The sequence below is a fragment of the Xanthomonas axonopodis pv. maculifoliigardeniae genome (assembly GCF_041519315.1).
Lineage (GTDB): Bacteria > Pseudomonadota > Gammaproteobacteria > Xanthomonadales > Xanthomonadaceae > Xanthomonas > Xanthomonas euvesicatoria.
The window spans coordinates 2822711-2835132 of the sequence record NZ_CP167998.1; the positions used below are offsets into that span (position 1 = coordinate 2822711).

Genomic DNA, 12422 nt, shown 5'->3' on the forward strand with positions numbered 1-12422 from the left:
TTGATGGACGATGGCTGGGCCGCTGACTGCAATCGCTGCGCAGACACACACCAGGGACGGTGCGGCAGGCCGTCGGGTAGAGCAGACGCGACGGCTGCACACGTGCGCCACATCTCCTGGCCATGCGTGGTCATTCACGTCAGCGCGACTGAAACACTTGGACACGTTCGCAAGGCACGCGCGGCCAGCACGCAAAAGCCGATGTGTCACCCCCACCGGTGCACTCCACTGCCTGCGCACCGTCAGCCAACGTTCGACTGCCGCATGCGGCGCTTTGTCGGCTGCTTCACGGCGCATCGCAACGCTGGCTGTCAGGGGCCGTGGCAGAGGGCAGGCGTTGTGGCTGTGGCGCCAGCACTTCCCATTCCTGCACTGCCAGCGCGGCATAGCTGGCCGCGTTGCCAGAGGCGTCCATGACCACACGCACGCAGCGCGTTGTCACCGGCGCGAACGACACCGCTTCTTCGTGATCGGGACGCGTGCCATACCCATCGCGGGGCTGCACGGGCTGCCATCGCCCAGCGTTCCGGTATTCCAGATGCCAACGCGCTGGCGGTGCCACGCCGACGTCGGCACCGGCCGGGTGGTCGGCCCAGAACACGATGCGCGTGCGGTCCACGGTGATCGGTTGCGCCCAGCTGTACTGCAGCCATTGCTGCGGTGGATTGTTGTCCGTCCAGCTGGCCCACATCTCCGGTGGCAATGGATTGGCCTTGACCACGCCGTCGTTGAGCGCGGCAATCCAGTACTGCACCGGAATGTCCGGACCGTTGGACGCGGTGGCGTAGGCCGATGACGCCTGATTGCGCATGGGCGGCGCGGGAGGCGTTGGACGCCGTGTCGGCACCACGGTGCGGATGCTGGCCGGCTGCGTGCTTTCGTCCCATTCCAGCCGGTCGATCGCCACGCTGCGGCGAAAATGCCCGCCGCCCGTTGCGTCGGCGGTGTGATACACCAGATACCACTGCCGCTGAAATTCGACGATGCCCGGATGCGAGGTGGTCGAGGACACCGGCGGCAACACGATGCCGCGGTACGTCCATGGCCCTAGCGGAGTGGGCGCGCTCGCGTAGGCGATGCAGGCGTGATACAGCGTGGGCGTGCATGGCGAAAGACGTCCGGCGTTGTTGGCCGCATATGCCAGGTAGTAGGTGCCCTTGCGCTTGAATAGCCAGGGCGCTTCGAAATACCCGTCCAGCGTGTCCACCAGGACCGGCGTGCCCTTGAAAGTGACCATGTCGCGCTGCAGCTCCACGCCGTACAACGCGCCGAAGGTGCCCCAATACAGATACACCCGTCCGTCATCGTCGACCAACACGGTCGGGTCGATGTTCTGGATATCGTTGCGGCCCGGCACCGACTGCGAGACCACCGGACCTTGCGGATGCGCATCGGTCCACGGGCCAAGCGGACTGTCGGCCACCGCTACGCCGATCGCGAATGGGTCGGCATTGGGCGAATCGCGCTGCTGCACTGGTGCATACAGGTAATAGCGCCCATCCGGGCCCTGCACGATCTGCGACGCGTAGGCATAGCGCTTGTCTGCCCAGGCAAAGACCTGCTGGGGTCGCAGCAGATCGCGGTAGTGGATCCAGTCGCCGCTGGCCGGATCGCTGCTGACGAACAGTTGCCAGCCAGGCATGACGAACGCATTGAGATTGGGAGCCGCGGTGTCGCGGCCGGCAATGATGTACAGCTTGCCATCGGCCACCAGCGGCGCAGGGTCGGCGGAATATTCGCTGCCATCGGCGAGGATGGGATTGCCCGGCGCATGCAACCACGTTCCCTGCGGCGGCTGCATGGCACAGGCCGGAGCGGCAGCCAGCAACAACCCGCACGTCAGCACCAGCAACCGTGAGAACGTACGCGTCATGGCGCGGCCGCCTTGATCTGCACCACCAGCGGCACCGACACGTTACCGGTGGGTGCACGCCCTTGCGCCGTGCCGGTGAGCTGGAGTTCGCCGGGCTGTGCGTAACGCGCGGGCTGCAACGTGGGCCATTGCACCGGCAAGCGTTCACGCGAGCCGTCGTTGTATTGCACCGTGACGAAGCCCGGTAACGTCGGTGCATGCCCGACCACCGCGGTCACCGTCGGCAACGGCTGCACGGTATTGATCTGCCCCGGTGGCGTTGCGCGCACCCAGATGGTGGCCTTGACGGGAATCGCACCTTCGACCAGGCCTTGCAGTTCCACTGCACCTTCGCGGCCCAGGCGGCTGGCGGCAAGCTCGGACCATTGCACGGCCACCGGCAGCACACTGCCATCGGCAAAGAAGGCGGTGATCTCCTGCGGCAGCGTCGGCAGTTGCCCGGGGGCCGTGCGCAGATGGATCGCCTCCACCTGTTTGGGCAGCTCGGACAGCGCCTGCCATTCGTCCACCCCAATGGCGGCGTGTCCGTTGGCGGTGGTCTGGGTCGTCAACACCACGCGCAGCGCGGTGGTGACCACCGGCGCAAAGCTGGCGGTGCTCGCCGCGCCGGTCGCCGCTGCCGCAATCGGGTAGCCGCTCTTGCTGACGATGTCCTGCCAACGTCCGTCCTGCAGCATCTGCAACTTCCAGCCGGCAGGCGCGGCGACTCCGCCGTTGGGCTGGTCGTTCCACAGGTAGAGCGCACTGGAGGACAGCCGCACCGGGCGCGGCCACTGATACTGCAACCACACCGTTGCCGGCTGGTCGAGCCCATAGCTGCCCCAGCGCAGGCTGCCACTGGGGAAGCTACCTGCCTGCGGGATGAACCCATCGTTCAAGGCCTGCACGCGGTACTGCATGCCGGTGAGTTGCCCACTGACACTGGCCATGGCCTGCAATGAAATGCTCTGCAGCGGGCGCGAGGCCGGTGCGCTGACCTGCACATCGGCATGCCCCATCAGCGCCCCGTCGTTCGCAGCCAGACGCAAGATGTAGTGCCCGGCACGTGTGAAACGCACGGATGTCTGCAGCGCAGCGGCATCGGCAAACACGGCATCGCCGCCGTCCGGCGCCTGCTGCACGCGCCAGCGCACCTGCAGCGTGCCATTGGGCAAGCCGTCATCGCCAACGCGCCCTTGCACCACCACCGCACCATCGGCGCCCGGCGTGTCCAGCTGCCATGCCTGTACCAGCGGCGGCGTGTTGCCCACGGACGCCGGTGCCGGCAAACCGCTGTCGAACAGCTGGATTTCCTTGATGCCGGTGCGCGCCGTACCGGCATGCGTCACCACCACGCGCAGCGCTGCCGCATGGATTGCCGGGAAGCGCACCCGGTTGCGATTGCCCTCCGCCATCGTGGCATCGCGTACCTGCCCGGGAACGTTCTTCCACACACCGCTGCCATCGCGGTATTGCACGGCGTAGATCCACGGTGCCGCGTAGCCAGGCCGCGTCCCGGACGGAAAGCCATTCTGATCCCCGCCCGGCGAGGAACTGCGATAGAAGTACAGCACCACCTGATCCAGCGTGCGCGTGCCGCCCAGGTCCAGTGCGATCCAGTCGCTGGCCGACGGCGAGCCCGCGGTGCCCCAGAACGGCGGACTGGCGGTACTGCCATCCACCGCCGCCGTTGCCGGCAACCCGGCGGCGGCAAAACTGGCGCTGACACGCGCCCCCTGCGCCAGGTTGCGGCTATGCGCTGGCGGCAGCGTCACATCCACACCGGCCTTGGCCAGGATCTGCGCCACCCGCGTGCCCGCAGCGAACGGTACCTGCGTCATCGACGCCAGTGCCGCGGGATGGGCTTGGAGCACTTGCGCTGCGCCATTGCGATTGACCGCATCCGGCGCGGCACTGACCTGCCCGCTGGCCGGGTCGTAGATCACGTGTGCCAGCCGATCCACGCAGAACGCCAGGCGACCATCGAGATAGACGCTGTAGCCCTTCGGCACACGGCCACCGTAGTGGCTGCCATCGCGATCCCAGACGATGCTCAGGTTGCGGTCGCGATAGCGCAGATTGTCGGCGGCGAAATGGTCCCAGCCGATATCGATCGGATACAGCTCGATCTTGTCGTCGCTGCGCGGGCGAAAACCCATTGCATCCTCGATCATGCTGAAGTTGGTCGCGCCCAGCTGGGTATGGTGGATCCAGGAGCGATAGCCGATCTTGCCGCCGCGGCCGGCAGTGCCCTTGGCCCAGAATTCGTTCTGGTCCGGATAGCGGTTGTCGCCGTTGATAAAGGGCGCCCAGGCGTTCCAGTAGAGCAATTTGCGATAGCTCTGCGCGTTCAGATACGGGCTGGGGTAATCGCGCAAGGCCGAGCCGAACAAACGAAACGCCACGGTGGCATTGATGGTGGAAAAATTATTGCTGCCCACATCGGCGCCGCTGCCGCGCGCCTGCATGTCCACCTGGTTGGCGGTGTAGAACGGAAACAGCGGGTATTGCGCCGCGTCGGCAAACAGCCGCAACGCGCGCACGTACTTGGGATCGTAGTCGGCATCGCCCTGCTTGGGCATCAAGCCCACGCTGAAGGGATAGTAGTTGTTGGTTTCCTTCCAATCGACCGCCAGCCGCGGCCCGTCGGCCTGGCGATGCTTGAGCAGATCGCCGTACAGGCCGACCGAGTCGGGGGCATCGCTGCGATCCTGCCACAACACCTCCAGCACCGCCTTGCGAATGCGGCGCGCGGTGGCCTGCATGCGCTGTGCGGTCGCCGTATCGCCCGCGAGCGTCGCCGCCTGCGCCGCTGCCTGCGCATTGGCGTACACGTAGGCGCTCTCGGTGCGGTCCATGCGGATCTGGCCGTGCTGGTCGGCCCAATCGAACGACACCGCATCGGCATCGTTGCCGGTCATTGCCGCCCAGTCGTATTCGATCAGCCCATTGTGGTTGAGATCGTAGGCCGCCAGCACGCCGTCCACGTCACCGCTGCCATAGCGTGCCAGCTTGCCCGCCAGCGTCGCCGGCCCGCCGTGAATCTGCATCGACCGCCATGCTGCGGCCGTGATGTATTGCGCGTAGGAATTGGACCAGTTCTCCGGCGAACCAGGGTTGTCGGTGTACTTGCCACCGCCGGCGGTTTCGCCCGCACTGAGCCAGGTGCCATAGGCATACAGCGGATTGCGCAGGTATTTCAGATCGTCCAGGAACATGCCGGCGGTCAGCACGATGGCGTTGTCGTAGCCAAGCACACCCTCGATGGCGACCGGGAACTGGTAATCGTTGCCGGGCACATTGGCATCGAGGAAGTTGAAGCGCAGTACCCACCAGCGATAGAACAGGCTCTTGCTGATGTTCTCGTTGGGCGTGTCCAGGTATGGCAGGTTGTCCACCCACCAGCGGTTATAGCTGGCCACGTGCTGCTGGTAGGCCTGCTGCGGCGTTTGCGCGGCAATGCGCGTGTACTCGGCGCGGGCTTCGGGCAACTCGCGGGTGAGCATGCCGAGCTGCACCTTGACTGGCGCGGTTTCGCCGCTCGCGGGGATGTCGATGTCGCGCACCAGACGCTGCCCCTCGACATGGAAGCCATCGCCGGACAGGCGGGGGAAGACCGTCGTGATGTGGTTGTACGCGTCAAATGCACCGGTCAGCTCATTGCCGTCTGCGTGCGGGGCGATCGGCGAGACTGCTTGCAGCGATACCGTATGCGCCGCACCGTCCAGGCTGGACAGCACCACGCTGGCCACCGCCACGTTCTGCTCGGTGATGTATTTGACCAGCCGCATGCGCACGCCGGCGCCGGCGTCTTCGAACACCGTCGTGAAATAACTCGGCGTCTGCCGCCGCTGCTGCGCACGCTCCTTCCATTGCACATGACGCTTGCCCAGCGTGGCATGGATGTGGAACAGCGCGTCGTAATCGGTGGAGTGCCAATACGCCACCTGCCCGACGAATCCCGGCGCATCTGGCGCGTGATAGCTCAGGTATGCGGCGCGGCCACGGGTAAACAACCAGTCGTTGTGATCGTCGAAACCACCGCCAGTTCCCTCGCGGGCCAGCAGGCGGTCGATCCAGAAATCGTTGCCGGGCGCCTGCCCTGCCCCGTGCGCGACATCGGCCGCGTAGATGCGTGCCAGTTGTCCGCCGGGCGCAAACGGCACCGCGGTGGGAGGCATCGGGTGGTCCAGGCCGCGGAAGAGCGGCTCGCCGATCATTGCGTTGGGCTGGGCGATCGGCGCTTCCTGTGCGACTGCAAGTGACCAGCCCAGCATGATGCATGCCCACAACAGCCCAGCCACGCCGGTGCGCCGCGTCACGCGCAACCAGCGCCGGTGCCGCGCCAGAAATGACTTCCAGCGTAACTCCCTCATGACATCCATCCCATTAACGTGCAAGACAGCGCGATCGATGCGGCGGCTGGCGCGCATCGGACGATAGACAGCTGCGGTACTCCCCCTGCATCGCAAACCGATGTGATGCAGCCGTCTCACCATAGTTGTTTGCGCTGGCGACACCCGCGTCAACACGAAGTGCAGCGATGCAAAGCGAACCTCACTGTGCGTGCTTCGCCACCACACGCACCGACTGTTGCAAATGACGCGAACCGCCGGCCGCGAGCCTGCCGGCTGACGCAGGCCGTGCAGGTCAACTAAAGCTCTCCGCCAGGTCCACGCAGCGTCGCTCGATGCGGCATGTCCCGCGCGTCCGCTGCGTTGCAGATGCACCGCCTACTCTGCCTAACCCCTGCCGGCTGCCTTTCTAGACGTGCTAGAACTCCACTCGCAGCCGGCTCCAGACATAGCGCCCGAGCGTGTCGTAGGTGCTCGCTTCGGTATTGGCCGCATTGGAGTAGCTGTAGAACCGTGGCGGCTTGCGGTCGCCCAGGTTGTCGATGCCCACCGCCAGCGTGCTATGCAGCGATGCGATCTTCCGGCTCAGCGAGGCGTCGTGATACACCACCGAGCCGATTGGGAAATAGGCGCAGCTACCATCGGCATTGGTGTCGACGCAGAAATTTTCGTACTGGCTACCGTTGACCGTGCGGCCCAGGTAACGGGCGTTCCAGCTCGCATGCCACGGGCCATTGTCCCAGGCCAGATTGGCCACGGCGCGCCAGCGCGGCATGTTGCCCCAGCTGGAATTTTCGCCGACGTAATTATGCGGATCGCCCGCAAAGCGATAGCTGGAGAAGAACGTTGCATCTAGCCCCGTCACAAACGTGCCCCAGGCGGTGTCGGCCAGCGTGTAATGAATGCCGGCGTCGTAGCCGCGAATATCGACCTTGCCGCTGTTGTACGCGAACGGCACCGACACCCGCGTCAGCTGTCCGGTGGCATCGCGCTGAATCAGCGGACAGAAGGCCGCTTCGCTGCCGTCGAAGCAATCGCTGACGACCTGCTGGTAGCCGACACCGGTCAGCATGTCGTCCAGCACGACCCGCCAGCTGTCGACGTTGAGCGACAGCCCGCGCATCTGATCCGGGTCATAGACCAACCCGACATTGTAGGAGCGGCCACGCTCGGGCTTGAGCTTGAAGCCCACGTTATTGGCGCCGGAGGTCACCACGTTGAACTGCGCGGTGTTGGTGAAGCTGCCATCGTTGGGCACGTTCGCGCAGGCCGGATTGGGTGCGCCGGTAAAGCCTGTGCACGGGTCCTGGAAATCGCCGGTGTTGTCGATCACGCTGTTGTAGGGCGAGCCATACAAATCGCCCAGCGCCGGCGCCCTGAACACCTGCGAGCCGGTGGCACGCACCAAGAGATTCGCAATCGGCCGCCATTCGATCGCAACCTTGCTGTTGGTGGTGTTGCCCCAGGCGTCGTAGTTGGAATAGCGCGAGCCCAGGTTCAGGTTCAACACGTTTGCGAACGGCACGTCCTTCAACAGCGGCACCAGCAATTCCGCATAGGCTTCCCTGACCGACTCCTCGCGCCCCTGCTTGAGGATGCAGCCATCGTTGTAGTCGCAATTGCCATCGGCATCGGCAGCGGCCACGTCGCTGGTCGTCCCCTGCGCGAACTTGTTGGTGCGATACACCAGGCCGACGGCCGCCTGCACCCTTCCGGCCGGCAGCTTGAACAGATCGCCATTGGCGCTGATATCGACAAAGCGCATCTGGCTTTCGTCGATCAGATCCACCGGCCGCTGCGTGCCACGCAATGCGGCGATGGTGGCCGGGTCGTTGGGGTTGAAAATATTGATCGGCGTGCAGCCGACGATCACGGCGTCCGGCGCGCCGCATTTCACGACCCCGTCGCTGTCCAGGAACGAAGTGCCTACCGCGTTATTCAACGCCGAGGTGATCGAGAAGCCGGTGCGCACCAAGGTGTCCTTGTAGCGCGCATAGCCGGCCGCCGCATCCCACTGCCAGCTGGTGCCATCCACGCGCCCGCGCACGCCGGCCACGACATTGGTCTGGAACATGGTGGAGGTGTAGACGCGCGTGTTGGCCTGCGGCGAGCGCAGATAGTAGGCGTCCAGTTGATCGCCGAACGGGTTGTAGTAGTTGTCTACCGCGTCCGGCATTTCCAGCCCGTAGGCATCCAAGCGCGAGACCGTCCTGCTGCGCGTCCAGAACACGTCCATGTACCCCTGCACGCTGCGGGTGAAGTCGAAACTGCCGTGCAGCGAGGCATTGGTGCGCTTGATCGGGGTGATCAGGTACTGCGCGTCGTAGACGTTGTAGCTGTCGGTGGCGCGATTGTAGGGGCGAAAAGCCTCTTCGCCGACCGGGCCCGGCGCGACGCCGTCCACCGGCGTCAGCACGCGCCCGTCGGTCAGGAAGGCACGGGTGTTGGCACCGCGAACCTCGCTGACCTGCCCATCGAGATATTCCACCGCCTTGGCCGCATAACTGCGGTCGCGATTGAACACCGGGTTCATCGAGTTTTGGCTGAGCCCCACGATCAGCCCACCGCGGTCCCAGGTCTTGCCCCATTCCAGCCCGAGCGTGCGTCGATTGGCATCGCCATGCGTACTCTGCGCGTAGTCCGCGGTGGCGGCGAATCCGTCGTACGTGTCCTTGAGGATGACATTGACCACGCCGCCGATCGCATCGGAGCCGTATACCGACGACGCTCCATCGGTGAGCACTTCCACGCGCTCCACCATCGCGGCGGGGATTGCGTTGACGTCCACGCCGGGCGCCGACGCCACGCTGCTGGCAGGCCCTGCCATGCGATGGCCGTTGACCAGCACCAACGTGCGCTCGGGCCCGAGATTGCGGAGCGACACCAGCGCGCGGCCGTGACTGAAGTTGGAGTTGAGCGCAGGCCCGGTCTGGAAGCCGGCCATCATCGGCAAGCGCTGCAGCAGCTGCCCCAGCGTGTTCTGCCCGCTGTCTTCGATACGCTGCCGGTCGATCACCACGACCGGGCTGGCGGTTTCGGCGTCGACGCGGCGCAGATGGGTGCCGGTAACGTTGATCTGATCCAGCGTCTGGGTGGCTTCGTCTGCACCATCGCCACGCTGTTGCGCGGCGGCCGGCACGGCGGCGACCGCCAGTGCAAACAGCAGCGCGTTGACGAGCCGGGTGGTCTGCAAGACGCGTCGTTTGGGAACAACAGCAGGGCGGCTGGACGACATCGGAAATCCTTGTACTGACACAGGGTACGGCCCACCTTCCTGCATGACCGCGCACGGCCAAGCCGCACCGCCGCGGCGCACAGATGGAGGGAACGATCACGACAGAGACTGCACCGGCCTGCCGTCTCAACGGCAGGTCTCTCCGCATGCAAGGACGGCAACTGCAACGACACCGCTCTCCCCTGAGAGCGCATGCTTGGCACACGCGTTACGTTAAAAAAATCTTGCGACAACGCCACTGCGCCGTCTTGACGAATTTAGGCGGGACGCATGCGGAAAATCGCGTGCTTGCGCCTGCTTTCGGGCATGCCTGCATTGCCCAAACAGCGACATCTCGGCACGATCATGCGATGTGCCCTGGTCTCTGTGATCGACCACAGCACCTGCATGCGAACAGCAAAGCGGCACTGCGGTGCGCGCTGTCCAGCAACATTGCAACAACGGCAACAACGGCAACAACGGCAACGCCTGATCATCGCATCGCCGTTGTCAGGCGTACCACGCCTGCACCTTCACCAGTGCAGCAGCGCCAGGCAAGGCCACCCGATCTGCATGCGGGCCCTGCACTCGCGCCGGTCTACCATCGACCAGCACGCGCTGCAGGCGTGTGCCTGCGGGTGTGCGCAAGGTGAGCCAGGTACGTGCAGGTGCGCGTTCCGGCAACTGCACGTCGGCACGGATGCAACGCGCCGCAGTCTCGGTGCGCAGCGTCAAGGTGACCGTGCCCCAGCGCGTTGGCGCTGCAGTGATGCCCACCGGCGCACCGCTGCCCAGCCACGCGCGCGGCAGCGCACGCGCGAGAAACAACTGATCGCCGGCGCCATCGTCGCTGACCAGCATCCAGCGCAGCAGCAAGGGGATGGTCATCTGCGCCGGTATGCAGAACAACGGCATGCCGCCGGTGATGCCGCTGACTTCCCCGGCCGTCCAACTGCCGCGCGTGTGCACCTGATAACGATGCGCGTAGACGAACAACAGATATTCTTCGATGCGATCCAGCCGCAGCAGCTGTTGCGCGTAGCCGTAGGAAATGAAACCGAGCAGATCGCGGCTGCCCGGCTCCGGCGGTGCGATGTTGGCCACCACGCCAATGCTGGTGCCGCCGTGGCCACGCAGGCAATCGATCACCAGGTGGGCCAGATCGTCCGGCAACACATCGGCCTGCAGCAGTTCGGCATATGCACGGTGCGGCCATTGCTGTTCGCTGGGCTTTTCCTGCAGCAACGATTGGCGGAAGGTCAATGTGGTACCGGGCAACGGGCCCACGTACGGCGGGGAGAGGTCGCGACGCACGTTGGCACGCAGGCTGGCTTCCAGCCGCGTACGCAGTTGCTTGGCGCGGCGTTGCCATTGCGTGGCCTGGCCAGCATCGCCATCGAGTGCGCTCCACACCTGTGCGATGTCTTCCCAGCCGCGGATGGTCAACGCGCTGTTGGCGTAATACGGTTTCCACCATCGCGATGGATCGGGAAACAGGCAGGCATCGGATTCGTTCCAGCCGTGCAGCAACCCATGCCCATGCGCCGTGCGCGGCAATGCCAGCGCCTGGTCGTGCAAGGCGCACAACACCTGCGCGGTGGCGGCGATCTTGGGCAGCAGACGGCGCAGCCGGGGCGCATCGCCGGTGTAACGCAGATACCGCGCCAGCAACGACAAGGTGAGCCCGAACTGCCCGACTTCCGGCCCGCGCATGTTCGGCAGGCCATCGTCCTGCACGAACTCATCGAAGTAGTTATCGAGCACCGCCGCGGCTTGTGCAAAACGTCCCCACTCAAGATTGGCATACAGCGAGCTGGTCAACGTGTCCTGGAAACCATCGTATTCGTTGCCGTAGTAGTCGCGTTCCACCGCGCCATACTTGGGGTAATCGCCGCCGGGGCGCACCACCAGCTCGCGCGCAAACGCGAACTGCGCCATGTCGTTCCAGCTGGCATCGGGAAATTGCGCCTGCACGGTGCCGTCCAGCGCCTGCTGCCAATACGCAGCAAAATCGATCAGTGCCGCGTAGAACTGTTCGGCGGTGGCGGCGCTGCGCGAGGGCGCAAATTCCGGGTAGCTATGCGTGTAGTGCACCGCGACGATGGCGCCGGCTTTCACCTTCATCGTGCGGTGCCAGGTTTGCACCACGAAGCGATCGCGTGCCCGCACGTCGGCAAACACCAGTACGTCGTACCAGCTGTCGGGCTCGCCCTCGCGGCGCATCACCTTGCGCACCGCCGGCATCCAGCCGCCAAGCATGCCCTCTTCGCGGCGTTTGATCAGCGCCTCTTCGCCCAGTTCGGCAAACGCGTGTTCCGGCCGCGAGGTGCGGCTGCGGCCGTTGGGCAGGATGGGCATGGTGTCCAGGCTTTCGCGTGTACCGACGAAGGTGGTCCACGGCCAGCGCCCGCCATTGTCCTTGGGATCGAGCAAGGAGGCGGGCGGCGGTGCCACCTCGCGCACCTGTGCCTCGTCCGGGTCGCCATCGCGCAGCAGGCGGTCGGCCAGCAGGTCGGCTTCGGCCATGGCCACCTGCGCCAGCGGCAGCCCGAAATACGGCGTGCCTGCGGCCGGATACGCCGGCTCGGTGCGCTTTTCCAGCCGCAGCATGCCGCTGTCGCTCCATAACGTGAGCTGGCCTTGCGCATCGTCCAGATGCTCGTAGACAGTCCAATGCTGCTGCAGGTGGGTGAAGCTGCACAACGCGCTACCGACATGCGCGGCCGAAGGCAGCGGTTCCAGACGGGGCAGTGTCGGCGCCGGCGGCGTGCTCGCGGCCGGCGCCGTGGCCGGCGTTGCCAGCGCGGCACCTGCACCGACCGCCGCGGTGGCCGCCATGCCCTGACGCAGAAAGGTTCTACGGTCCATCGTTGCTCCCTCGAATGATCGTGGCCCATCGTGCGCGCGTTCATGCACGACGTCTTGTGACAGCGGTCAGACACCCGTGCGGAAATCCGCACATCACGCCCAGGCGGTGACTGCCTGCCGTCGTCCGCGCCGG

The 12422-nt window shown here is 65.4% G+C and carries 4 protein-coding genes; all 4 read right to left on the reverse strand.

Annotated features, from left to right (window positions below; translation table 11 throughout):
* Nucleotides 1-286: 286 nt before the first annotated feature.
* Nucleotides 287-1873, reverse strand: a complete 1587-nt coding sequence (locus tag ACDH77_RS12240) for a family 43 glycosylhydrolase (protein ID WP_218489158.1) — start codon at nt 1871-1873, stop codon at nt 287-289.
* Nucleotides 1870-6228: an Ig-like domain-containing protein gene (locus ACDH77_RS12245; RefSeq protein ID WP_218489157.1), complete on the reverse strand. Its 4359-nt coding sequence runs from the start codon at nt 6226-6228 to the stop codon at nt 1870-1872. The genes ACDH77_RS12240 and ACDH77_RS12245 overlap by 4 nt, the downstream gene beginning before the upstream one ends.
* Before the next feature lie 397 nt (nt 6229-6625).
* The gene (locus ACDH77_RS12250) at nt 6626-9442 is read right to left on the reverse strand and encodes a TonB-dependent receptor domain-containing protein (protein WP_031423169.1); all 2817 of its coding nucleotides are present in this window, start codon (nt 9440-9442) and stop codon (nt 6626-6628) included.
* Nucleotides 9443-9931: 489 nt separating this feature from the next.
* On the reverse strand, nt 9932-12289 hold the full coding sequence (locus ACDH77_RS12255; protein WP_014090445.1) for a hypothetical protein: 2358 nt from the start codon (nt 12287-12289) through the stop codon (nt 9932-9934).
* Nucleotides 12290-12422: the final 133 nt, after the last annotated feature.

Coding starts and splice junctions, on each gene's coding strand:
- ACDH77_RS12240 (WP_218489158.1), bottom strand. CDS start 1,873: ATGACGCGTACGTTCTCACGGTTGCTGGTGCTGACGTGCGGGTTGTTG.
- ACDH77_RS12245 (WP_218489157.1), bottom strand. CDS start 6,228: ATGAGGGAGTTACGCTGGAAGTCATTTCTGGCGCGGCACCGGCGCTGG.
- ACDH77_RS12250 (WP_031423169.1), bottom strand. CDS start 9,442: ATGTCGTCCAGCCGCCCTGCTGTTGTTCCCAAACGACGCGTCTTGCAG.
- ACDH77_RS12255 (WP_014090445.1), bottom strand. CDS start 12,289: ATGGACCGTAGAACCTTTCTGCGTCAGGGCATGGCGGCCACCGCGGCG.